The sequence below is a fragment of the Bacillus sp. EU55 genome, assembly GCF_038005925.1.
In the GTDB taxonomy this organism is placed as follows: Bacteria; Bacillota; Bacilli; order Bacillales; family Bacillaceae; genus Bacillus; species Bacillus velezensis.
This window is the reverse complement of sequence record NZ_JBBOUE010000001.1, coordinates 665,727-689,947: the sequence shown is the minus strand read 5'-3', so window position 1 is coordinate 689,947 and position 24,221 is coordinate 665,727. Positions and strand designations below refer to the sequence as shown.

The 24,221-nt window shown below is 45.7% G+C and carries 25 protein-coding genes and 2 riboswitches; all 25 genes read right to left on the bottom strand.

Features of this window, described 5'->3' with window-relative positions; translation table 11 throughout:
• Positions 1 to 83: 83 nt before the first annotated feature.
• A complete protein-coding gene (purD, locus tag NYE50_RS03600) occupies positions 84 to 1,352 on the bottom strand; it encodes a phosphoribosylamine--glycine ligase (protein WP_159353866.1) in 1,269 nt (422 codons plus the stop codon).
• Between the two features lie 15 nt (positions 1,353 to 1,367).
• A complete protein-coding gene (gene purH / locus NYE50_RS03595; protein WP_159353865.1) occupies positions 1,368 to 2,906 on the bottom strand; it encodes a bifunctional phosphoribosylaminoimidazolecarboxamide formyltransferase/IMP cyclohydrolase in 1,539 nt (512 codons plus the stop codon).
• The gene (gene purN, locus NYE50_RS03590; protein WP_007408902.1) at positions 2,903 to 3,490 is read right to left on the bottom strand and encodes a phosphoribosylglycinamide formyltransferase; all 588 of its coding nucleotides are present in this window, start codon (positions 3,488 to 3,490) and stop codon (positions 2,903 to 2,905) included. Before purN ends, purH begins: the two co-directional genes overlap by 4 nt.
• Entirely contained in the window at positions 3,487 to 4,527 is a 1,041-nt protein-coding gene (gene purM / locus NYE50_RS03585) for a phosphoribosylformylglycinamidine cyclo-ligase (RefSeq protein WP_007609857.1), read from the bottom strand. The genes purN and purM overlap by 4 nt, the downstream gene beginning before the upstream one ends.
• Positions 4,528 to 4,618: 91 nt before the next feature.
• Positions 4,619 to 6,049 carry an amidophosphoribosyltransferase gene (purF, locus tag NYE50_RS03580; RefSeq protein ID WP_159353864.1) on the bottom strand — a complete coding sequence of 477 codons (1,431 nt, stop codon included), beginning with the start codon at positions 6,047 to 6,049 and terminating at the stop codon, positions 4,619 to 4,621.
• Positions 6,025 to 8,253, bottom strand: a complete 2,229-nt coding sequence (gene purL, locus NYE50_RS03575; protein ID WP_159353863.1) for a phosphoribosylformylglycinamidine synthase subunit PurL — start codon at positions 8,251 to 8,253, stop codon at positions 6,025 to 6,027. Before purL ends, purF begins: the two co-directional genes overlap by 25 nt.
• A complete protein-coding gene (purQ, locus tag NYE50_RS03570; protein ID WP_159353862.1) occupies positions 8,237 to 8,920 on the bottom strand; it encodes a phosphoribosylformylglycinamidine synthase subunit PurQ in 684 nt (227 codons plus the stop codon). The genes purL and purQ overlap by 17 nt, the downstream gene beginning before the upstream one ends.
• Positions 8,917 to 9,171, bottom strand: coding sequence for a phosphoribosylformylglycinamidine synthase subunit PurS (purS, locus tag NYE50_RS03565; RefSeq protein ID WP_003155758.1), 255 nt, complete (start codon positions 9,169 to 9,171; stop codon positions 8,917 to 8,919). The genes purQ and purS overlap by 4 nt, the downstream gene beginning before the upstream one ends.
• A complete protein-coding gene (gene purC / locus NYE50_RS03560; protein ID WP_060963400.1) occupies positions 9,159 to 9,890 on the bottom strand; it encodes a phosphoribosylaminoimidazolesuccinocarboxamide synthase in 732 nt (243 codons plus the stop codon). The genes purS and purC overlap by 13 nt, the downstream gene beginning before the upstream one ends.
• A gap of 75 nt (positions 9,891 to 9,965) precedes the next feature.
• Positions 9,966 to 11,258: an adenylosuccinate lyase gene (gene purB, locus NYE50_RS03555; protein WP_007408896.1), complete on the bottom strand. Its 1,293-nt coding sequence runs from the start codon at positions 11,256 to 11,258 to the stop codon at positions 9,966 to 9,968.
• Positions 11,258 to 12,439, bottom strand: a complete 1,182-nt coding sequence (gene purK / locus NYE50_RS03550) for a 5-(carboxyamino)imidazole ribonucleotide synthase (RefSeq protein WP_159353861.1) — start codon at positions 12,437 to 12,439, stop codon at positions 11,258 to 11,260. Before purK ends, purB begins: the two co-directional genes overlap by 1 nt.
• Positions 12,393 to 12,881: a 5-(carboxyamino)imidazole ribonucleotide mutase gene (gene purE, locus NYE50_RS03545; RefSeq protein ID WP_007609846.1), complete on the bottom strand. Its 489-nt coding sequence runs from the start codon at positions 12,879 to 12,881 to the stop codon at positions 12,393 to 12,395. Before purE ends, purK begins: the two co-directional genes overlap by 47 nt.
• 132 nt (positions 12,882 to 13,013) lie before the next feature.
• Positions 13,014 to 13,115, bottom strand: a riboswitch (purine riboswitch).
• A gap of 78 nt (positions 13,116 to 13,193) precedes the next feature.
• The gene (locus tag NYE50_RS03540; RefSeq protein ID WP_007609843.1) at positions 13,194 to 13,391 is read right to left on the bottom strand and encodes an NETI motif-containing protein; all 198 of its coding nucleotides are present in this window, start codon (positions 13,389 to 13,391) and stop codon (positions 13,194 to 13,196) included.
• Positions 13,388 to 13,942, bottom strand: a complete 555-nt coding sequence (locus NYE50_RS03535) for a DUF2179 domain-containing protein (RefSeq protein WP_014469850.1) — start codon at positions 13,940 to 13,942, stop codon at positions 13,388 to 13,390. The genes NYE50_RS03540 and NYE50_RS03535 overlap by 4 nt, the downstream gene beginning before the upstream one ends.
• A 122-nt stretch (positions 13,943 to 14,064) precedes the next feature.
• Positions 14,065 to 14,238, bottom strand: coding sequence for a Fur-regulated basic protein FbpA (locus tag NYE50_RS03530; protein ID WP_003155777.1), 174 nt, complete (start codon positions 14,236 to 14,238; stop codon positions 14,065 to 14,067).
• Positions 14,239 to 14,375: 137 nt separating this feature from the next.
• Positions 14,376 to 15,158 (bottom strand): hypothetical protein, encoded by a 783-nt coding sequence (locus NYE50_RS03525; protein ID WP_045926631.1) that lies wholly within the window; start codon positions 15,156 to 15,158, stop codon positions 14,376 to 14,378.
• 197 nt (positions 15,159 to 15,355) lie between these two features.
• On the bottom strand, positions 15,356 to 16,678 hold the full coding sequence (locus NYE50_RS03520; protein ID WP_047476370.1) for an NCS2 family permease: 1,323 nt from the start codon (positions 16,676 to 16,678) through the stop codon (positions 15,356 to 15,358).
• Positions 16,679 to 16,809: 131 nt separating this feature from the next.
• Positions 16,810 to 16,911: riboswitch (purine riboswitch) on the bottom strand.
• 123 nt (positions 16,912 to 17,034) lie between these two features.
• Entirely contained in the window at positions 17,035 to 18,474 is a 1,440-nt protein-coding gene (locus NYE50_RS03515) for a DUF4179 domain-containing protein (protein ID WP_159353860.1), read from the bottom strand.
• Positions 18,456 to 18,989 carry a sigma-70 family RNA polymerase sigma factor gene (locus NYE50_RS03510; RefSeq protein WP_159353859.1) on the bottom strand — a complete coding sequence of 178 codons (534 nt, stop codon included), beginning with the start codon at positions 18,987 to 18,989 and terminating at the stop codon, positions 18,456 to 18,458. Before NYE50_RS03510 ends, NYE50_RS03515 begins: the two co-directional genes overlap by 19 nt.
• Before the next feature lie 201 nt (positions 18,990 to 19,190).
• Positions 19,191 to 19,385 carry a hypothetical protein gene (locus NYE50_RS03505; RefSeq protein WP_340763184.1) on the bottom strand — a complete coding sequence of 65 codons (195 nt, stop codon included), beginning with the start codon at positions 19,383 to 19,385 and terminating at the stop codon, positions 19,191 to 19,193.
• A 3-nt stretch (positions 19,386 to 19,388) separates the two neighbouring features.
• On the bottom strand, positions 19,389 to 20,699 hold the full coding sequence (locus NYE50_RS03500; RefSeq protein WP_224988925.1) for a tyrosine-type recombinase/integrase: 1,311 nt from the start codon (positions 20,697 to 20,699) through the stop codon (positions 19,389 to 19,391).
• Positions 20,696 to 20,902, bottom strand: a complete 207-nt coding sequence (locus NYE50_RS03495; protein WP_084990903.1) for a DUF3173 domain-containing protein — start codon at positions 20,900 to 20,902, stop codon at positions 20,696 to 20,698. Before NYE50_RS03495 ends, NYE50_RS03500 begins: the two co-directional genes overlap by 4 nt.
• 20 nt (positions 20,903 to 20,922) lie before the next feature.
• Complete coding sequence (locus NYE50_RS03490) at positions 20,923 to 21,951, bottom strand: replication initiation factor domain-containing protein (protein WP_340763183.1); 1,029 nt, start codon at positions 21,949 to 21,951, stop codon at positions 20,923 to 20,925.
• Positions 21,932 to 22,435 carry a peptidase gene (locus tag NYE50_RS03485; protein ID WP_084990958.1) on the bottom strand — a complete coding sequence of 168 codons (504 nt, stop codon included), beginning with the start codon at positions 22,433 to 22,435 and terminating at the stop codon, positions 21,932 to 21,934. Before NYE50_RS03485 ends, NYE50_RS03490 begins: the two co-directional genes overlap by 20 nt.
• 397 nt (positions 22,436 to 22,832) lie before the next feature.
• Positions 22,833 to 24,218 (bottom strand): FtsK/SpoIIIE domain-containing protein, encoded by a 1,386-nt coding sequence (locus tag NYE50_RS03480; RefSeq protein ID WP_340763177.1) that lies wholly within the window; start codon positions 24,216 to 24,218, stop codon positions 22,833 to 22,835.
• Positions 24,219 to 24,221: the final 3 nt, after the last annotated feature.

Below are 24,221 nucleotides of genomic sequence, written 5' to 3'. Positions count from 1 at the left end.
CGATGACTGGCAAGCCGACAACCTAGGCCGTCCTCAGCTTACGTAAAAAACCCCGCAGCTCGGGTGCTGCGGGGTTCTGCTTTCTATCGTTGAGAAGCTTTCAGCGCACGGGCGCCGATGTCGCTTCTGTAAAACAGTCCGGGTTTTGTCAGCCCTGAAACGGCGCTGTACACTTTATCTCTCGCCGCTTCAAATGTCTCAGCAAATGCGGTGACATTGGCGACCCGACCGCCGTTTGTAACAAATTGGCCGCCGTCTTTTTTCGTTCCGGCATGAAAAACAGCGATCCTGTCTTCAGCGGACGTCAAACTGCCGATCGGCGTCCCTTTTGCATAGCCTTCCGGATAGCCTTCAGAAGCCAGCACAACGCTGACAGCGGCCGTATCCTTCCACCTTAGGTCAACATCCTTCTCATGCAGAAGATCTAAGAGCACCTGAATGAGGTCAGATTCCATTCTCGGCACGACAACCTGTGTTTCCGGATCTCCGAAGCGCGCGTTGAATTCAATGACTTTTGATCCGTTTTCCGTCAAAATCAGCCCCGCGTACAGCACGCCCGTGAAGGAGCGTCCCTCTTTCACCATTGCTTTTGCCGCCGGCTTCACAATCGTTTCGACTGCGCTTCTGACGATATCATCGGAAATGTGCGGCACCGGTGAGTAGGCGCCCATTCCGCCCGTATTCGGCCCTTTGTCTCCATCGAAGGCGCGTTTATGATCTTGAGCGATTACCATCGGATAGACGGCCTCCCCTTTTACAAACGCCATTAAAGAAAATTCTTCGCCGGCGAGGAACTCTTCAATGACCACAGATGCGCTCGCCTCGCCGAATTTCTCATCTTCAAGAAAATCGTGCAGGCATTCAATCGCTTCTTCTTCCGTCATCGCGACCGTGACACCTTTTCCGGCGGCAAGCCCGTCCGCTTTAATGACAATCGGCGCGCCTTTTTGCTGCACATATGCTTTCGCCTCTTCAAATGAAGTAAACGTCTCATATTTCGCCGTCGGAATGCCGTATTTTTTCATTAAATCCTTGGCAAACTGTTTGCTTCCTTCAATGATTGCCGCTTTTTCAGACGGTCCGAAAACAAGCAGTCCGGCCTTTTCAAACTCGTCCGCTATTCCTTCAATCAGAGGAACTTCAGGGCCGATAATCGTCAGCCCGACATGATGTTCTTTCGCAAACGCAATGAGTGCGGCATGATCGCTTTCTTCAATGTTGGCCAGCGTCGCGCAGTCTGCCATACCGTCATTTCCGGGCGCGGCGTACACCGTGTCAACAAGCGGGCTTTGCGCCGCTTTCCAAGCCAATGTATGCTCTCTGCCGCCTTTTCCGATAATCAATACATTCACGCTTCGTTCCCCCTCTTAATGTTTGAAATGTCTGATGCCGGTGAATACCATGGCGATCCCGTATTCATCCGCTTTTTTAATCGAATCTTCATCGCGGACCGATCCGCCGGGCTGAATAATCGCCGTGACACCGGCTTTTGCGGCTTCTTCGACTGTATCCGGCATCGGGAAAAACGCGTCTGATCCGAGCGCGCTGCCTTTTGCTTTTTCTCCGGCCTGCTCAATGGCGATTTTAGCTGAACCGACGCGATTCATCTGTCCTGCGCCCACACCGACCGTCATATGGTCTTTTGCAAGAACGATCGCGTTGGATTTCACGTGTTTGACGACTTTCCAGGCGAGCTTCAGATCTTCCCATTCCTGCTCGTTCGGCTCTCTTTTTGTCGGGATGCTGATGTCGGCGTCATCAAATCCATGGACGTCTAAATCTTGAATCAAAAGGCCGCCCTGTACGGATGTCAGCTGTTTTTCTTTCTTCCCTGATGCGGTCACGTCAAGCGTGAGAAGACGAAGGTTTTTCTTCGCCGTCAGTACGTTCAGCGCTTCTTCACTGAAAGAAGGGGCGATAATGATTTCTAAAAAGATGCCGTGAAGGGCTTCAGCCGTTGCCTGATCAACTTCACGGTTCAGCGCGATGATGCCGCCGAAAATGGAGATTTTATCAGCTTCATACGCTTTATTGAATGCTTCCTCAATTGAAGCTCCCGTACCGACTCCGCACGGATTCATATGTTTAACGGCAACAGCTGCGGGTTCTGTAAACTCCCGGACGATTTGAACGGCCGCATCCGCGTCCTTAATATTGTTGTAAGAAAGCTCTTTGCCGTGAAGCTGTTTTGCCGCCGCGATGGAACCGGAGACAGGAAGTGCGCTTTGGTAGAAAACAGCCTCTTGGTGAGGGTTTTCACCGTAGCGAAGCGATTGTTTTTTCTCAAATGTAACGGTGAATTGCTCAGGGTCTTTCTCACCGGCCTCGCGTGTTAAGTAATCAGCGATTAATGCGTCGTATGCCGCGGTATGGCGGAATACTTTGGCCGCAAGCTCGCGTTTTCTTTTAAGCGAAACACCGCCGTGTTCTTTCATCTCAATGAGCACGGAGCTGTAATCGGCCGGATCTGTGATGACCGTCACATCCTGATGGTTTTTCGATGCGGCGCGCAGCATGCCGGGGCCGCCGATATCAATGTTTTCTATCGCTTCATCGTATGTTACATCTTCTTTTGAAATCGTTTCTTTAAACGGATAAAGGTTGACAACCACAAGGTCAATCGGTGCAATGCCGTGCTCATTGATCTGCGCCATATGCTCTTCATTGTCTCTTACGGCAAGCAGTCCGCCGTGAATATTAGGATGGAGCGTTTTTAACCGTCCGTCCATAATTTCAGGAAATCCGGTCACTTCTGAAATGCCGATGACATCCACACCGTTTTCCTGAAGTAGTTTTTTTGTTCCTCCGGTCGAAATGACTTCGACGCCGAGCTCTGTCAGTTCCTTTACGAAAGGTACGAGATTTGTTTTATCAGAAACACTGATTAGTGCGCGTTTGATTGTCATGCCTTTTCACCTCTGTTATTTAGTCCCAGCAGCTGTTTCACAACGCTCGGATACCATTTGTGCTCAAGCTCGTGTATTGTATGCTCTATGTCTTCAAGCGTATCGTTTTCCTGTATTTCGAATGCTTTTTGCGCGATAATCGGTCCGGTGTCCATGCCTTCGTCGACGTAATGAACGGTAATGCCCGCCACTTTCACACCGGCCCGATACGCCTGTCCGACAGCGTCAATCCCGGGGAATGCCGGAAGAAGCGAGGGATGTATATTAATAATGCGGCCCCCGTATGCTTCAAGCAGCGTATCTCCAATCAGTCTCATATAGCCGGCGAGAACGATTAATTCCGCCCCGTGCAGGCGCAGCTGTTCAATAACGGCCCGTTCAAAAGCCGCTTTGTTTTCAAAAGATGACGGTTCAAAGGCGAATGACGGAATGTGTAAAGCCTCCGCCCTTTCCACCGCCTTTGCCTGAGGCTTATCCGTCACGAGAAGCGAGAGCTCCGCATCCCACTTCTCTTCTCTCATGCGTTTGGCAATGGCCTCGAAGTTCGATCCGTTTCCTGAAGCAAATACCGCAAACTTTTTCATGAAAGAGCCGCACCGCCGAAAGAAATGCCTTCGCCCCGCTTGACCCGGCCGATCAGATAAGCCTTCTCGCCCTGAGCTTCAAGCGTGTCGATGACGTCTGTCAGGTTTTCTTCTTTAACGGCAAGGACAAAACCGATGCCCATATTAAAAACATTGAACATTTCTTCTTCTTTCAGCTTGCCGTGCTCCTGCAGAAACGGAAAAATCGGCGGGATCGGCCATGATCCGTGATCAATTTCCGCACTCAATCCGTCCGGCAGCATCCGCGGGATGTTCTCGATGAATCCTCCGCCTGTCACATGCGCCATGCCGTCCACCTTACCGCTTTTCACCGCCTTGAGCACCGGCTTCACATATATTCTCGTCGGTTCCAGCAATTCTTCTCCGAGAGGACGCGCAAACGGTTCATAGACAGTATCCAAATCAAGTCCGCCGTCATCAAGAAGCACTTTTCTCACAAGGGAAAATCCGTTGCTGTGAAGGCCGCTTGAAGTAAGTCCGATTAAGAGATGCCCCTCTTCGATATGTTCACCGGTGACGATTTCGTCTTTTTCCGCGACGCCGACTGAAAAGCCCGCAATATCGTATTCATCAGCCGTATACAGCCCCGGCATTTCCGCCGTCTCACCGCCGATAAGCGCTGATCCTGACTGCTCGCATCCGTCCGCCACGCCCTGAACGATCTGCTCAATTTTTACCGGATCAGCCTTGCCGACCGCCAAATAATCAAGGAAAAACAGCGGCTCCGCTCCTTGGGCAAGCACATCATTTACACACATCGCGACCGCATCGACGCCGATCGTGTCATGTTTATCCATTGAAAATGCGAGTTTCAGCTTGGTGCCGACACCGTCTGTTCCGGAAATTAAAACAGGCTTTTGATACGGAAGCTCTGACAGATCAAACATTCCGCCAAAACCGCCTAGGCTTCCCATAACGCCGAGCCTTTTCGTGCGCTCCACGTGTTTTTTCATTCGTTTGACGGCTTCGTATCCGGCTTCGATGTCAACTCCGGCATTTTTATAAGCATCAGACATCCCTATCACTCCTTGTCAATTCGTTTCTCCTTAAAAGGCAGAAAGAGAAAGGCAGCCTGAATTCCCGCTGCCTTTATGTCATTTTCACATTTTATTTTGTCAGCACCGCTTCTTTTACGTGAGGAAGCACTGTATCCTGATAAATTTCCGTCGGATATTTGCCCGTAAAACAAGCGAGGCATTGTCCGCAGTTGGTGTCTTCAAATGTTCGGCCGACTCCTTTTAACAATCCGTCTACACTTAAGAAAGAAAGCGTGTCAGCACCGATGATCTGGCGGATTTCTTCCACGGAATGAGAAGAAGCGATCAGCTCCTCATGGGTTGATGTGTCGATGCCGTAGAAGCACGGATGAGCGATCGGCGGTGAACTGATCTTGACGTGCACCTCTGTCGCTCCCGCTTCTCTGAGCATTGTGACAATCCGGCGGCTTGTCGTCCCGCGCACGATGGAATCATCAACCATGACGACCCGTTTTCCTTCAACAACACCGCGGACGGCGGACAGCTTCATTCTCACGCCTTGCTCGCGCAGAGCCTGTGACGGCTGGATAAACGTTCTGCCGACATAACGGTTTTTAATGAGACCGAGTTCGTACGGAATGCCCGTTGCCTCAGCATAGCCGATAGCCGCAGAAATACTGGAATCAGGCACGCCTGTGACGACATCCGCTTCAATCGCGGACTCCTGGGCAAGCATTTTTCCGAGGTTTTTCCGGGCGCTGTGCACGTTAATGCCGTCGATATTGCTGTCAGGTCTTGAGAAATAAATGTACTCCATGCTGCAGATGGAACGGTTGATATTCATGGAGAAACGCTCTGATTTCATGCCTTCATCATTGATGATCAGCATTTCGCCCGGCTCTACCTCGCGAAGGTATGTCGCGCCGACCACATCGAATGCGCACGTTTCTGAAGCGACGACGTAAGCATCACCCATCATGCCGATTGACAGCGGTCTGAGTCCGTTCGGGTCAAGCGCTACGATCATTTCTGTTTCAGTCATGATTAAAAAGGCATAAGCGCCTTTCAGCATAGACAGCGAATTTTTGATTTGATCCTTCAGCGAAAAGTGTCCGCTGCGTTTAATCAGATGAGCCAGCACTTCCGTATCGGAGGAAGTCTGAAAAATGCTCCCTTGATTTTCAAGCTGCTGCTTCAACTGTGTGGCGTTGACCAAGTTGCCGTTATGGGCGAGCGCGAGGCTGCCGTTGTTTTGCGAACGGAACAGGAGCGGCTGGACATTTTCATATCCGCCTCCGCCTGCCGTCGCATAACGGACGTGCCCGATCGCGCCTTTTCCCTTCACTTTGCTCAGTTCGCCGTTTTGAAAAACTTCGGTAATAAGCCCCTGTCCTTTATGCGCCGTCAGTTTTTCACCGTCAGTTGCGACAATTCCCGCGCCTTCCTGTCCTCTGTGCTGGAGGCTGTGCAGGCCGTAATACGTGATCTGCGGGGCTTCTTCATGTCCCCAGATGCCAAACACACCGCATTCTTCATTCAGGCCTTTGATTTCAGCAAGCATGGAATAGCTCCTTTCCACGCGCGCTCAAGTTCTTTCGTTTGCGCGTGAACCAATTGTTGTCCGTCCTGGTTTTGAATCGCCAGAAGTCCGTCAGCCGTTACCTCGCCGATATGAACCGCATCGGCCATAGCCGCTTCAAACGCAGCTTGGTGTTCTTTTTTCACCGAAACGACGAAGCGTGATTGAGATTCAGAGAATAATAATGCCGCTTCCCCTTCTACAGTCACGTGTGCGCCAAGGTTTTCCGTCGTCATGACGCTTTCTGCAACCGCTACGCCTAAGCCGCCTTCAGACACATCATGCGCTGATTGTACGAAGCCTTTTTTAATCGCGTCAAGCAATGCTTTTTGGCGTGACAGCTCTACATCAAGATCGATTTGCGGCGCTTTGCCGTAAATGCGGCCTTCTGTCATTTTTTGCAGTTCGCTTCCGGCAAACTCAGGTTTTGTTTCGCCGATCACGTATACAAGATCCCCCGCTTGTTTGACATGCTGTGTCGTAATATGAGCCGTATCTTCAATTAAGCCGACCATGCCGATAACAGGCGTCGGATAGATAGCCGTTCCGTTCGATTCATTATAAAGTGATACGTTACCGCCAATAACCGGTGTGCTGAGCACATTGCACGCCTCGCTGATGCCATCGGCTGCTTTTTCGATTTGCCAGAAGATTTCCGGTTTCTCCGGATTTCCGAAGTTAAGGTTGTCTGTGACCGCAAGCGGTTCTGCACCTGAGCAAATGATGTTGCGCGCTGCTTCGGCAACAGCGATTTTTCCGCCTTCTTCCGGATCAAGATATAAATAGCGGGCGTTGCAATCCGTCGTCATCGCCAGCGCTTTTTTTGTGCCGCGGATTCTGAGCACTCCCGCATCAGATCCCGGAGCGACCACCGTGTTTGTACGCACCATGTAGTCATATTGATCGTACACCCACTCTTTGCTGGCGATTGTCGGCTGCTGCAGCAGGGCAAAAAGCGTCTCTGTCGCATCTTTCACTTCAGGCGCGGGAACTTCCGTTTCCTGAAACTCGCGGTAGTACGCGGGTTCCGCTGACGGCTTGTGGTACACAGGCGCTTCTTCCGCCAGCGCGTCGACCGGAAGTTCGCAAACAACCTCTCCGTTATGGCGGAGGCGGAGCATTTTATCATCCGTAACATGACCCACGGAAACCGCTTCTAGATCATATTTATTAAAAATATCGACAATTTCCTGTTCACGCCCGCGTTCAATGACGAGAAGCATGCGTTCCTGAGACTCGGAAAGCATCATTTCGTAAGCGGTCATACCTGTTTCCCGCTGCGGAATGAGGTCAAGGTTCATTTCAATGCCGGAGCCGGCTTTGCTTGCCATTTCCGCACTTGAACTGGTCAGACCGGCCGCCCCCATATCCTGAATGCCGACTAACGCGTCGCACTGAATGACTTCAAGGCAGGCTTCCAAGAGAAGTTTTTCCATGAAAGGATCGCCGACCTGCACCGCGGATCGTTTTTCCTCAGACGAATCAGACATTTCTTCTGATGCGAAAGTAGCGCCGTGGATGCCGTCGCGCCCCGTCTTAGCGCCCACGTACATGACCGTGTTGCCGACACCTTTCGCCTGGCCTTTTTTAATATCTTTATGATCGATTAAGCCGACGCACATTGCATTGACAAGCGGATTGCCCTCATAGCTCGGGTCAAACTGCACTTCTCCGCCGACGGTCGGAATGCCGATACAGTTTCCGTATCCCGCGATTCCCGCCACTACTTCTTCAAACAAGTACTTCACTCGAGGTGAAGTGAGTTCACCAAATCGAAGAGAGTTTAATACAGCTATCGGACGGGCGCCCATTGAGAAAACGTCACGGATGATGCCGCCCACTCCCGTCGCAGCACCTTGGTATGGCTCAAGTGCTGACGGGTGGTTATGCGATTCAATTTTGAACACGACCGCCTGATTGTCACCGATGTCAACGATTCCCGCGCCTTCTCCGGGACCCTGCAGCACGCGTTCGCCGCTAGTCGGGAATTTGCGTAAAACCGGTTTTGAGTTTTTATAGCTGCAGTGCTCTGACCACATCACGGAAAAAATCCCGATTTCCGTATAGTTCGGCAATCTTCCGATAATCGATTCAATCAGTGCAAACTCGTCATCACTGACACCCATTTGCTGATAGAGTTTCTCTTCTTTTATTTGTTCTTTACTTGGTTCAAGCAGTAGCGACATGAGTTTCCCTCCAATTTTTCACAATAGACTGGAACAATGCAAGACCGTCTGCGCTGCCGAGCAGTTCATCGACCGCACGCTCCGGGTGAGGCATCATGCCTAATACGTTGCCTTTCTCATTCACGACGCCGGCAATGCCGCTTACGCTTCCGTTAATATCGCTTCCGTATGTGAAGGCGATTTGATTGTTTTCTTTTAATCTTTCAAGCGTTTCGTCATCACAGTAGAAATTGCCTTCGCCGTGGGCAACCGGAATCGTAATCGATTGTCCCTCTTTATAAGAAGATGTGAACATTGTTTCGCCGTTCTGCACGATTAATTCAACCGGGCGGCAGATGAATTTTAAATCTTTGTTGCGTCTCATGGCGCCGGGCAGAAGTCCGAGCTCCTGCAGAATCTGGAATCCGTTGCAGACGCCGAGAATCGGTTTGCCTTCAGCAGCCGCTTTTTTCACCGCCGGCATGATGTTTGCGAATCTGGCGATGGCGCCGCATCTCAGGTAATCGCCGTAAGAGAAGCCGCCGGGGATGAGCACGCCGTCAAATCCGTCAAGACTTGTTTCCTCGTGCCAGACATACTCGACTTCTTCGCCGAGTTCGTCCTTTACGGCGTGAAACATATCAATATCACAGTTGGAGCCGGGTAACACAATCACCGCAAATTTCACTGTGCGACAACCTCCTCAACTTCATATCGGTAGTCTTCAATGACTGTATTGGCTAGGAGCTTCTCACACATTTCTTTCACGAGCGCGTCAAGATCACGGTCAGATTTTTCGATCGTCAGCTCCATGTATTTTCCGATTCGCACGTCCTGCACTTCATTATAGGTCATGCTGTGCAATGCATGCTGCACCGCGCTTCCTTGAGGATCGAGCACACTTTCTTTTAAGCTGACATAAACTTTCACTTTATACATGATGAAATGCCTCCCAGTCTTTTGAAAATCTCTTCATATCCGTCGGTTAAGCTTCCCAGGTTCTGTCTGAACAAATCTTTATCAAGCTTTTCGTTCGTGTCTTTATCCCACAGACGGCACGTGTCAGGAGAAATTTCATCTGCTAAAAGCACCCGTCCCTCTGCGTCTAAGCCGAATTCCAGCTTAAAATCTATTAATCTGACACCGCAGTCTTCAAAAATATGCTGAAGTTCTGGATTCACTTGTTTTGTAATCGATTTGATCGTTTTGACCTGCTCAGGAACCGCCGCTTTCAAGAGCCAGATATGATCTTCGGTAATGAGCGGATCACCGAGTGCGTCGTCTTTATAGTAAAATTCGATAATCGGCTGCGGAAGCTCAGTTCCTTCCGGGATGCCGAGGCGTTTCGACATGCTTCCGGCGGCAAAGTTTCTGACCACGACTTCAATCGGAATGATGCTTACCTTTTTGATAAGCTGCTCTGATTCTGAAAGGCGCTCTACAAAGTGATTGTCAATTCCTTTAGCATGCAGATGTTTGAAAATCAGGCTTGAAATTTCATTGTTCAGACGGCCCTTTCCGCTGATCTCCGCTTTTTTCTCACCATTAAAGGCTGTTGCGGAATCCTTGTAGACCACGCGGAGAATCTGTTCGTCTTCTGTTTGATAAATTCGTTTCGCTTTTCCTTCATAAAGAAGATTATTGTTCATAATATTCACGGAAGGCCTCCTAACCCGAATGTTGGGAATATTCAATCTATAGCGGCTGAAGAAGCCGCCCCCGGCTGGCTTCTTCTATAAACCTAAACGCTCAAAGATCAAGTCGACGTTTTTCAAATGATAATTGTAGTCAAAGCAATCGGCAATCTGTTCCGGTGTAAGACGGGACGTGATTTTTTCTTCCGCTTCGACAAGCTGGCGGAACGGCACTTGTTTTTCCCACGCTTCCATCGCTTTCGGCTGAACCGTGTCATATGCTTCTTCACGAGGCAGACCCGTGTCGATTAAAGCGAGCAGCACGCGCTGAGAGTAGATTAAACCGAGTGTGCGGTCCATGTTGCGTTTCATATTTTCCGGGAATACCGTTAAGTTTTTGACGATATTGCTGAATCGGTTCAGCATGTAATTCAGCGCGATTGTCGCGTCAGGAAGAATGATGCGCTCAGCTGATGAATGAGAAATATCACGCTCATGCCATAACGGAACATTTTCGTATGCCGTCAGCATGTACCCGCGGATCACGCGCGCCATGCCCGTCATATTTTCCGACCCGATCGGATTCCGTTTATGAGGCATAGCCGATGAACCTTTTTGTCCTTTCGCAAAAAACTCTTCCACTTCACGTGTTTCACTCTTTTGCAGACCGCGGATTTCCACTGCGAATTTTTCAATGCTCGTCGCGATCAAAGCCAGTGCCGCCATGTAATCCGCATGACGGTCGCGCTGTAATGTCTGAGTGGAAATCGGCGCCGCTTTCAGGCCAAGTTTTTCACAGACATACTGCTCTACGAACGGATCAATATTTGCATATGTGCCGACCGCGCCGGAAAGCTTCCCGACTTCGATCCCTTCTTTCGCCTGCTTGAAACGTTCAAGGTTGCGTTTCATTTCTTCGTGCCAAAGCGCGAGCTTCAGGCCGAATGTCGTCGGTTCCGCGTGTACGCCGTGCGTGCGGCCCATCATGACCGTGTATTTATGTTCTTTTGCTTTTTCTTTTATAATGTCAACAAATCTCTCAATGTCCTTGAGCAAAATCTCATTCGCCTGTTTTAATAGATAGGAAAGAGCGGTATCCACGACATCTGTTGACGTCAGGCCGTAGTGAACCCATTTTCTTTCTTCGCCTAATGATTCTGAAACCGCGCGGGTGAATGCCACGACGTCATGGCGCGTATCCTGCTCGATTTCCAAAATGCGGTTAATGTCGAAAGACGCGTTTTCGCGCATGACTTTAACATCTTCTTTCGGAATGACGCCAAGCTCAGCCCAGGCTTCACAGGCTAAAATCTCGACTTCCAGCCATGCCTGGTATCTGTTTTCGTCCGTCCAGATCGCGGACATTTCAGGTCTTGAATAACGTTCGATCATTATGCTCGTCCTCCGTCTCTTTTCATCCATATGTTCGTGATGTCCTGAATCCATTTTTCATCAGGCTCCCGCAAAAACGTTATATGCCCCATTTTGCGGCCTTTTTTAATTTCATGTTTTCCGTACAGGTACAGTTTGGCTTCCTTTAAAAGCTCCGTATGCTCCTCCGCCAGCTTCACTTCATCACCGAGAAGATTCACCATCATTCCCGGTTTGAGCAGATCGGTTCGGCCGAGAGGAAGTCCGCAGACCGCTCTGATGTGCTGTTCGAATTGGCTCGTTTCACAAAGGTCGAGCGTATAATGCCCTGAATTGTGAGGACGCGGCGCCAGTTCATTAATCAAAAGGTCTCCGTCTTCCGTGACGAACATTTCCACCGCAAGCGGCCCGACAAGTTCCAATTTCTCCGCGAGCTGAACGGCAAGCGCCTCTGCCCGCTTCTGAACCGTTTCCTCCGCTCTCGCGGGCACGATGCTTTGGAACAGAATATTATTTTTGTGGATATTTTCAGCAGCCGGAAAGGTTGAAATCTCACCGTGCACCGATCTCGTCACGATAACGGAAAGCTCCATCCGGAACGATACCCAGCTTTCAAGTATGCACGTGCCGTTTTCTAACAGCGCAGCCGCTTCATCTGTCTGTCCTTCTTCCTTAATGACAAATTGGCCTTTGCCGTCATATCCGCCGCGGCATGTTTTCAGCACCGCCGGGAGCCCCAGTGCCTGAACGGCTTCCTCAAGCTCCCGTCCGCTGTTTACGATCCGATAAGGAGCGACTTGACAGCCTGCTGACTGGATCGCCTTTTTTTCCGTTTCCCTGTTTTGGGTGATGAGCAGCAGCTCGCTTCCCTGGGGAAGATATGCATGTTCTTTGAGCCAGTTGAGCGCCTCGTAATCGATATTTTCAAATTCGTACGTAATGATGTCACTGACTCCGGCCAATTTTTGAATCGCTTCACGGTCATTGTACTGGGCGGTAATCTCAATATCGGCGATCTGTCCGCATGGCGAGTCTTTCACGGGATCGACGACAGCGACTTTATAGCCCATCTGTTTTGCGGCGACAGCCATCATTTTTCCGAGCTGTCCGCCTCCGATAATGCCGATGACGGCGCCGGGAAAAATCGTTTTTTTATCAGACAAGCTGATCACTGCTTTCCAGCACCGTTTGTTTTGTCGCATTTCTTCTCGCCTCTAGTTTATCCGCAATGTCATCGTCAAATGCCGACAAAATTTGCGCGGCTAACAGACCCGCGTTCACTGCGCCCGCTTTCCCAATCGCCGTCGTCGCGACCGGCACGCCGCCGGGCATCTGTACGATAGACAGAAGAGAATCAAGCCCGTTAAGCGATTTCGTCTGAACCGGTACGCCGATCACCGGCAGCGTCGTTTTGGCCGCCGTCATTCCCGGCAGATGCGCCGCTCCCCCGGCTCCGGCAATAATGACTTTTAAGCCCCTGTCTCTGGCGCTTTCTGCATATTCAAACATCAAATCAGGCGTCCGGTGCGCGGATACCACCTGTTTTTCATAAGGAATGTGAAGTTCGTCAAGTATGTCGCATGCATGTTTCATTGTCTCCCAATCGGAGGTGCTTCCCATGATGATTCCTGCTAGCGGCTGCATTCTGTTCCCACCTTCTCATGCTTTGTTTTTCAGAAAAAAAAGCCCGGCTTATATTGCAACTATGAGGAAGCAATACAAACCGGGCATGGCGCGCGTATCGTCAGTCGTTCGCTTCTGCGATATCCATGTCAGCTGTTTATCACTTTCCTGCATAGTCCGGCCGTTTACGGCAGCCGGGTAGAAACTTATGGGCCATATTCCCAAGATTATATGAGGTCGTGTTTTGATTTCATGTTTATCTTAACAACGGACTTGGATAATGTCAACGACATTATCGAACGATATAAAAATTCTTTCTTTTAATGTTCGTGTTTAGATCAATTTCCCTTCAAATACGATTTTTTTCCCGCAAGGAACGACTTGAATTGATCCATTTTCTTTCTTTTCTGTAAAGATCGGCTCTTCCATCCGCCGGACCGGCATATAACCCTCTTCCTTCATTAAAGTGAGAATGGTGTCAATCGTTTCATCTTCCGTTACTTCAAACCGTTTCTTTTTTGGCTTTGTCATTCCTTAATTCTCCTCTTCTTCACTGCTTTCACCCAGAATCCGCCGTGGATCGTTTTCGGCTCAAAGGCGATAATAAACGCTTTTTCATCAAGCGTTTTAATCGTATCATAAAGCTGAAGCTCATATTTGCGCGGCGTCAGAATCTGCATGGCGGTCCGGTCTCCTTCAAGTCCGCCCGCAACCCAGCTTGTAACCCCGTATCCTTTTTCCCGGAGCTGTTTCGGCAGGTCCAGATCGAGCTCCTTCGTAATGACGTTGACTGTAATATAGCCGAGCGCCAGTTTCTCTTCAATTTTCATTCCCACTATGACGCCGAGGCCGTAGCCGAGCGCATAGGCAATGACGTTTTGAATTTGATTCAGATTGCCGAGCACGAGACTCAGGCCGGTCACATACACAAGGATTTCAATCGTACTGATGCCTGCGGCGAAATAGCGCTGTCCCTTTAATGTCAGAATCATCCTGATCGTAAAGAAAGAGACATATATAATGTTAATGATGAGAATAATGAGAACCATACCTATACTGTTGGATAAAATCGTCTGCATCACTGATTCCCCTCCTCTGATACTTTGAAAAGCATCAATCCTTCAATTAAGGATAGTTTACCCTCTTTTCATCATTTTCAAAAGAAAAAAAAGCCCGCCCCGCAAGGCAGACTGTTAAGCTCTTATCAGTGAAGCTCGGCTTTTTTCAATCGTTTGACGGCTTCATATTCCTTCTCAAGTTCACTAAGCGTGTACCCGGACAGTTCCTGAACATGGTCTTGATAAAACCCTGAGCGGATCAGCTTTGTCCTCAGATGCTGTTTTTTCCGATTAATGGCTTCTCGCAACAACGGGGCCATCCTCATCATCCTTTCCGAATCATAAAGATTAATGCCGCTTTCCAATTTCTGTTACTCCCATCATATATCGGACGGCTTTTCAAAACAACACGCTTTATTAAAAATATTTGTAAACATTGTGAAAGACAAATTTCGACTTATAAAGGGATCAGCGAGGCAGTAAAGTACTCTGAAATAAGCGGCCATGTCACAGCCGTAAAGACGAGCATGATGATGACCGCCGCAGAAATACAGTACATCACGTCGACGGCAGGATTCTCAGCCGATTTGTACAGAATCTGCACAAACTGCACCATCGCCGATGCAGCCAGAAATAAGGTCAGCGCCGTAAACACCACGGTGATAACCGGCAGATTCAATATCGCGAAAATCATCCACACGATAGAGCAGACGACAGCCGGAACCAGGAGTGAGCCGACTCCCGCGGCCGCGTCCCGCATCGTAATTTTCTGTTTCAGCAGATAGCGTGATACAAGCCAGACCGCGCCGGCCGCAGCGGCAAAAAAGACGAGCGAATACACGAGAACGACGGTAAAGCCGTCAAAAAACGTGTGATGCCGTTCCCCGTATCCGAGCGGTCTCTGCTGGCTCGCCCTCAGCTGAAACCAATTTCCGATTGAGAAAAAAATACTGAATACAAGCATTGAAATAAGAGCATATTTAAAGCGGGAAAAGCCGTCTTCTCCAACGACCTTCACCGGTGAAGTCAAAATGCGCAATGCGAAACGGCAATAACGTTTGACCGCGGCCCATACAGAAGCGAGTTTTTCCGTAAAAGCCGGAGCCGGGCGCCGTTCCTTTTCTTTCTTCTTTTGCTTTTGATAACGTCCCGCTTTTCTGGACATTCTCGAGAGCGGTTCTTCATCAGTTCCCTGATGCTGTTTTTCTTCTTCCAACGTTTCTTTTCTTTCTTCCGTCATGTCAGCAACTCCTATCAAAAAAATACGGCGGAATTTGTTAAGCAAGAAAATAAAACACTTATATAAGGTACCGAAGCGTCCTTCATCAGTCAAGCGGTTTTCTTCACCCGGACACCCACATGACGTTTTATATTATGTATTGGTTTTACGGAATAGGACAAAAACAAAAAACCGGCTGTCCTCAGCCGGTTTTTCCGTTATTTCAAGAAGATGAAATACAGGATAAAGATGACGAACAGCCCGTACATAATCGGGTGCACGCTTTTTCCTTTTCCTTTGCAGATCATTGTAATCGGGTAGAAAATAAAACCGATCGCAATCCCCGTCGCAATGCTGTACGTCAGCGGCATCATAATCATCGTTAAAAATGCCGGCACAGCCACCTCGAATTTATCCCAAGCGATCTTACCGAGCGGCGCCACCATCAGCGCGCCGACGATAATTAAAGCCGGGGCCGTCACATTCGTGGTGACAACTGACAGAAGCGGCGAGAAAAACATCGCCAGCAAAAAGAGGATGCCCGTCACAACAGCCGCGAAGCCGGAGCGCGCTCCCGCCGCAACGCCCGAGCTTGATTCAACATAAGAAGTCGTTGTAGACGTACCGAGCACGGCTCCGATAACGATTGATGTTGAATCTGCCAAAAGCGCTCTTCCCGCGCGCGGAAGTTTGTTTTCCTTCATCAGTCCTGCCTGTGTCGCTACAGCTACCAGCGTACCGGCCGTATCGAAAAATCCGACGAACAGGAAAGTTAAAATGACAATCAGCATTTGTACGGAGAAGATATCCGGAAGGTGCATCCACGCCTGTCCGAAAGTCGGCGCAAGACTCGGCACGCTGCCGACAATGTGTGTCGGAACCGGAATCAGCCCGCAGATCATACCGGCAACCGCCGTCAGAAGCATTCCGATAAATACGCCGCCGTTTACGCGAAGCACCATCAGAATGACCGTCACAATAACACCGAAAACCGTCAGCAGCACAGGCCCGCTGTGAATATTGCCGAAGGACACCAAAGTCGATGAATTCGCTTCAATAATGCCGGAACCCTGCAAACCGACAAATGTAATGAATAAACCGATACCCGCGCCGACCGCCAATTTCAGCTCAGGCGGAATCGCATTAATGATTTTTTCCCGCAGTCCCGTCAGCGAAAGCGCCACGAAGATAATTCCGGATATCAAGACGCCGGAAAGCGCAGCCTGCCATGAAATCCCCATGCCGAGGACGACAGAGAAAGCAAAAAACGCGTTTAATCCCATACCCGGCGCAATCGCGATCGGATACTTTGCAATGAGCCCCATTAAAATACATCCGGCCGCAGATGCAAGGGCTGTAGCGGTGAACACCGCGCCCTGATCAATTTTTAATGCTTCCGGAAATCCCTTCACACCGTTTAAAGACAATGTGAGCGGATTGACGAACAGAATGTACGCCATTGACAAAAAGGTCGTTAAACCGCCGATGATTTCATTACGATAGCTTGTCCCCAGCTCATCAAACTGAAAAAATTGCTTCAAGCCATTTGCCTCCTTCATTCTCTCCCATTTATTCTGCCCGTTATCCGCCAAATAAAAAACGCCCCAAATACATTTGGGACGCTTGACTACATACGTTCAGTCTGAATAAATAAGAATGGATTATTTATATCAAACGATTGAGATTGATCCGTAGTCAAGCCATTTACGGTAGCTTGGTAGAAACTTGCGGGCCATATCCCCGCCATTATACGATATCTGCATATTTGATTTCTGAGTCTATTGTATCAATTCAATTTTGAAAACTCAATAAAAAAAACGAACAATCTTGTTTAAAAAAATTAGTTTATTCGTTAATTGACCAATAATGGAAGACGGCAAAAGCCGCCTTCCTGACATCATTTTCCGTCTGCAGGCCGAACCGGCACCGAGAATGTGATCCCCTTGTCATCCGCCAGCAAGTTCATAACCGTTTGATTGACATACAAAGCATACGAACCGAATGAGAAATCGCGCAATGAATATTCTTTATCGGATGAATCATCTAATTCAAAAACGGATTCCATTTCACCCGTTTTAAGATTCGTGACTTTCGCCTTATTCCCTTTCAGATAATAGCCTTTTTCATACTCATTAAGCGATGGCCATGTTTTCATTTTTTTCGTATTGCCGAGACCGATTGATTCACCGACATTCATCAGCTGATCTTTATCCGTTTTGCTTACATCAATTCCGCTGAATTGATAATCGACAATTACCCGTCTGCCTTGCTGTTTGATCTTTTTGATGGTGATGCCGACATGATGATGTTTCGTTTCATAGCTGGCGGGCAGTTTTGTTTTCAGAGGGACGATTTCTCCCGGCTCTGATTCTGATTTTACATCACCCGTTATGAAAAGTGTTTTCGCTTTCGGGTCTATCGGTTTGCTGAATTGAGTTTGGCCGCGTACTCTTTTCCCGCCGCCGGGAAGGTTCTTCCTGCTGCCAAGTTCAATAGCCGCCATCATCATTTCATAATGGTTTCCTGCATCATCCGTTGCTTCGCGAATCGAGATAGCATCATTTTTAGCTGCATCTTGAAAGTCGACTGAATACAGGAGAGCCGATCCCGTCGTTCCGTTTTCCGCCCGGATATCGAAAAAGCGGTATAACCCGTTTACATTCACAGCTTTCGTTCCTTCAAGAGAAACGGACTTTTGTTTTTTAATCGGGAGTGTAAAGCGCCAGTTTCCGGGGATATCCTTGATTTGTTTAATGACAAGCGGAAGCTTATCACCGTCTTTCAGCTTTGGGCCGTCCGCAAAAAAGCGAAACTGCCCCCCGTACTGCCCGTCTTTCATTTTTTTCATGCCCTGACTGTCATAATCCAAAGATAATATATTCCGGGTGTCTTTATAATCAACTTGAAAAGGAATATCCTCCTCATCAGATTTCAAATTGTCAACGGTAAAATTGTAAACGAGCTGTCCGCTGTCGTAATACACACTTTTCACTGTAACCGTAATCCCGCGCGATTCCGCTTTCTCGTTCAGTTTTGTCACCAGATTGCTTTTAAACAGCGCAGAACCTGCCTTATCCTGAAATACCCTGTAAATCTGCCCGGCAACAGGGATGTTTCCCATAGCCGTATTAACGGAGGGCATGAACAAGCCTGAGGACAGATACAGAATAAACAAAGCAGCAGCAACCGCGAGGCCGTTTATCACTTTTCGTCCCCATCTCCGTCTGACGGCGCCTTCTTTTCCGGCACGGACAGCGGCGCTATGTATCACGTTTTTCAATTCAGCTTTCGGCACGTCAATGTCCTGATACAATTGCTTCATTTGATGCTTTTCCATATTTGTTTATCCTCCTTTTCCAGCTCCTGCTTCAATGCTTTTCTCGCCCTGTGGAGATGCGTTTTTACAGTGCCTTCCGCCATACCGGTCTGTTCAGCGATCATGGCAATCGAGAAATCTTGAAAATAATAAAGCTGAATGGTCAGCTGTATATGTTCGTCAAGCGTTTCCAGGGCATTCCGAAGATCTATGTATTCTTCAATGTTCTTATTCTCCGCGCGTGTATCATGTTGCGGCTCAAACGGGATGACGTCTCCGTTCTTTTTCCTCATTGCAAAAATCGTATTAAGCAAAATCCGGATCAGCCACGTTTTAAAATATTTCGGCTCCTTCAGCTGCGCGATATGAAGAAAAGCCTTGTAAGCCGTTTCCTGCACTGCGTCCAGCGTATCTTCTTTGTGATGCAAATAGAGATAAGCTGTTTTATATAAAGTATCCTGGTGTGCTGTGATCATTTTTTCAAAGGCTGCGGCATCGCCTTTTTTCGCCTTTTTGATCAATCGTTCTTCCTTCACCTTATCCACCTCCTATGCTGTTAGATATGAATCGGGGCAAAACGGTTTCAAAAAGATGAAAAAAAACGCCTCTTTTTTAAAAAGAGACGTTTTTTATCTTCATTTATTCCCACTCGATTGTATATAGTGTATCCAAAAACCCTTTAAAATTCTAGGTTTCTCAACTGTATAAATTAATTTGGTGGGGTTCTCGGTGGGATACTACTCTTTTTCCTCACCATTCACCAATGGTGGTTTAACGATTCCATGAAGTATGATGCCTTTTTCTTTAAAATAGCTAAAGAAATCATGCTGGTTAGCAAACTGTGGTAATCTGTCTATTTCCTGTTCGTTCATGTTTGATGTAAACACCACTAGTTCACCATTTTTAAGTGAAAGCTTATATGTATTAGCCATATCTCAATGCTCCTTAGACAAATGATTATAAAGTTCCTTCTGCTCCTTTATAGCCGTTTTCCCTCTTACGTTAACCTTATTTAATGCTTGATTTCCATTAAATTTGATTTTTGTTCGTTCAGCAGTTTTGATTTCAATATTTCCAGTCATTGCATCAGCAATTGCAGTATCAGCACCACTCCACATATGAGCATAATGTTTTAAAGTGATTTCTGGACTTGAATGCCCCATACGTTGAGATAGAACAAGAACCGAAACGTTAAATTCATTAATAAGGTATGAAGCATGGGAATGCCGCAACCCTTTAGCTTGTATCTTTTTTACTCCTGCAAGCTTAGAATAACGTGCAATAATTCGAGCTATCGTTGATTTAATCATCGGTAACCCATCATAACTAAAAACAAAATTATTTTCCTTACCTAAACCAACTTCTGTTTGTCTATCTTTCCAATCTTTTAAAATTTTTATAGTGTCATCATCAAGCGCAATTATTCTCTTTCCATCTTCTGTTTTTGTATATGAATTTCGTTTCCAATCCGTTCTGTTTTTCATGATAAGCATATGATGAACTCGTATACGTTTCTTTGTTAAATCAATGTCATTCCAGTATAAAGCTGTTCCTTCATTCACACGAATCCCTGACATATAATAGACCCACAACATAACGAAATTCAAATGTTCATAAAAATCACCAATATAGATTTGATTTATCACTTTTTCAAATTCTAGCTTGGTCCAATAGGGTACAATTGCTTTTCCTTTTGGGATTGCTTTAACTTTTTTCGAAATATTATGCTCCAAATATTGCATTTCCACAGCTTTATCCAAGCTTTTGCGAAACACCCCAAAAATTAGACTAGCATAAGACTGAGCATACCCAGCTCCGCCATTTTTTTGACTTGTTAATAACCACGTGCGAAAATTTTGCACGTCCTCAACTGAAATAGAACGAAGGGGGATAGAAGCAAATCTATCCCTTATCTTTTCCAAAATTCTTTGCTTAACAGAGAATGTACTTTCTTCAACGTCTGTTTGATAGTACGGTATATACACATTATTCATAAATTGCTCGTAAGTCATTTTATAGTTAGCGTAACTGTTGACTTTATGATATTCTCTTTTTAATCGAGTTAACTCTTTGTTAGCTTCGAAGGCGGAAGAAAAGGGTTTGCCATTAACGTCTTTTCTTCCTTTTTTTCGTATTCGTTTTCCTGTAACCCGATCAATACCAAATTCTGATTGATAAAAGTAATTTCCTTTATCATCAACATATACACCAGGATATTTCGTTGTTTGTTGCGTTTTATTTTTCATTGGGAGTTGCTCATTTCTTTTATAAGAGACACTCCTAAAATTGATTCAACCACGTCTCTAGGAACTCTCCCCAGTCTTTTGTTGTTATAATAAGGACAACCTTTTTGCACCATGATTGCTTTTGCTTGCCTAATTAGTGAAATAGCTTGATATTTTTTATATCCCAGTTTAATTAGATCATCTTTACATATTGTTGTACCCATTACAACACTCCCTTTCCACGCTAATATTCATCTTCGCTCATAAGTTCTAATACACGTTGCTCGATTAATGTTTGGTCAGATTCAGTGATTTTTCCTTTCCCAATATGTATTAACTCTTTCAAATAGAGATCAGCATATTCTTCCCCATACAATCTAGCAAATGACTCATAAACCATACTGATTGATTTTACGGTAGACTTTTCAATCCAGCCTTTCTTTTTCTTTAAAGTGATCTTGTCACGAGTTACTTTTAAAGGTATCGTTTCAATGCCATCTATAAATTTTTGCCACCATTTCATAGTTGGCAACCTATTTTTATTATGAAAATCACTAGCTTTTTTAGGCTGAGTTTTGAAACAATAGTGAGCTGACAAAATTCCTTTGACTATAACACTAAGAGGCTTTCCACCAGTCATATGAAAGCCTACTTGCATAGCCTTCCCGTCAGTCAACTCAAGTTCCCACCTTACCCACTTTTCAACATTTACAACCTCATCAGTATTATCTTTTCTTTCCTGTTTCTTATCATAAATTCTCAATATTTGAGGAGATGAGCCAATATACAATGAAAAACCTGTCAATTTTCCATCAAGTATTCTACCACTGTTGATTTCAATGAATTTGTGACTTTTTGTACTCAACTGCCCTCGTTTTATATAGTCTTGTAATACTTTAACGCTTGGTGTTGAATCATCAAAAATATCTAAAGCGAGGTCAATTCTTGTTATTTTACCTTGCCTATCTAAAATAAATGAAATGAATCCATGCCAGTGCCACCCATCTACCCTGGACATATATTCTTCATATTGCCGACAGGCTTGTCCTGACATATCTACAAGAATACTGCTATGATTTTTAGATGAATGAAGTTTAATATTTGCAAAACTTATAGATTCATCATAAGTGGGGTAAGGTGATCCCTTAACCTCCGAAGAGAATTCGGAGATAGGGATTCCTAATATTTCATTAGCAATTATCGTAAAATCGCTATTTGGAATTGAAAATCGCAAATAATCAATTAAACACTGATTACTTAGCTTTCGGCTCATTGACTTCTCCAATAGTATAACTGTCAGCCTCAATTTTTATTTCAGAATATTGCCATGTATCTACCATAGGTTTTCCTTGTCCCACAAAAGATTTCTTTTGAACCTTTCGTGGTTTCACATTAAGCCCTTTAAAAGTGATCGGAATAAATTCACCATCTTCATAATTATCAAAGATAGGTAAGCTATCTTGTTTTTCAACTACTACAGTGATAGGAGAACCAATTTCTGTACTACCATTCCCCAAGACCATTTCTATAAAATTTCTGTCATAGACTTTGAAAGTAATAGTATACTCTCCAGTTTCTACGAGTTCACCATTTGCATTTCTCTCTCTTGCCACTCTAGATGTAAAATCATCTTTCTGCACTACCATAGCTGAGGGAACTTTGAATTGTGAAATATCAAAATGCAACTCACCTAAATCGATATTTTCTGAATCATTTAATGAGATTAGTTTTGAAGACTTCAAGATTAATTTTGCCATGTTTTCCAGCTCCTTTTTACTAAAATTTTACAGTTAGTTAATCCCCAGTCTCGGGATTTCCGACAGCTTTTCATGCCTAGAGCCCCAACGTTTCCCACGATTTCCGCTGAGGGAGAATCACCCGTGTTACTCAACGGGTGCAGCGTTTTTTGGCTGTTAAATCATGTTGAGCAAAGAACGCTCAACATGAGGCCATCATTTTTCGTGAACGTTTTCGGTCACTCCGTTCGGATGGCTCTGCCACCGCCTCAACCCTTCACAAAAAATGACGGTCAATTGTGGGGTGAGGCTGAAACATTTTAATACTGCCATCCATTCTCTTTCCAGGTAGCCAAAGTAATCTTTGTTATTCTGTACCACCATTAACAGTAATGTCGATTCACAATTACTTTGATATTCAACCCTCCTTCATTAAATTTTCAATTTCGGCTATAAAATCAAAATCTTTATCTATATAGGGAGTTTCAAAATAAACAGGAGCAGTGTGTTGTCCATCTATTTGAATATAACCTCCACCTTTTTCTGTAACTGTCTTATATTCAATATTATTCGTGTCAAAGATCATGTTATAGCCAATCGAATCCATAGCACCTAATCCAGCTTTAAAGCCCATTTGTGCCCTAATATTTGTTGGTAAGTCATCTGCTGATGGTCGTTGCATTAGTATTTCAATCATTACCCCTGCTTGTCTGCCTTTCATAACCAGAGTAAAAACGTAGTCTAGGGCTTCTTTAGCTAATTTCTTATCTACGGAATGCATAAACGCGGAAAATTCATCAAATATCACGATTACTACAGGTAAATTAAAATCTTTATACGTTTTCCCAAATGCTGATACATCATTAAAATAATCTGTATATCTTCGCTCCATTAATTCGACAGTTTCTCGTAACATTCGACATATTTGATTAGCTTCAGTTGCAACCTTACTTTCAAACCCTGTAACAAATCGAAGTAAACTCAAATCAGCTTTTTTAGGGTCAATGATTCGTAAATCAGCCTGTGGAGATAGCTTTAAATAACTTACAATTTTCCCTAAAATAAAGAATGACTTTCCTGATCCAGTACCTCCTACAATGAGGGAATGGGGAACCTTATGGAGCTCATAAGATATGTTTCCAGTTATTTTGATTTCATCTGAATCATTTACGGTAGTTACAGTAGAATTTAAATCTATACGTTCATCTTTATGCTTTAAAAATACATATTCAGCAAAATCTACAGTCTGACTAGTTGAGTCTAGCTCTAGTCCTAAACTAGATTCCAAGTTTTCTCCTAATTTAGTTGCCTCACTTGTAAAACGGTCACCATCACGCATTATTCTCACACAAACATGTTTTTCAGTTTCTCTATAAAAAATGCGTATAACTCTTACAATTCGCTTTTCTTTAATGACTTTGTCGTCTTTATTGGTCGTTTCAAAGAATTCTTCATCATATAATTTTAAGGAACCCATCATGTAAGCTAGATTATTCGCAATCCAAGACTTATTTCTTTTAACTAGCTTAGAGTAAAACCTAATTGCTTTATAAATAGAATATCCCCATAGAACCAGTATTATCTGCTCACCAAGCCAACTAAAACTTATTGAACGATAAATCAATGGAACATTGATAATTAACGGAGGAATGGCATTTGACACTTGAACCAAGAATATAGTCAGCATAAGAATGAATATTACAAGAAAATATATTAATAATTTATTTTTTTTCTGTGGATAAACAACTTGCTTCCAATCATTCTTATTTCTACTCAACATATTGGTAAGGGTCTGAACATTCATGCG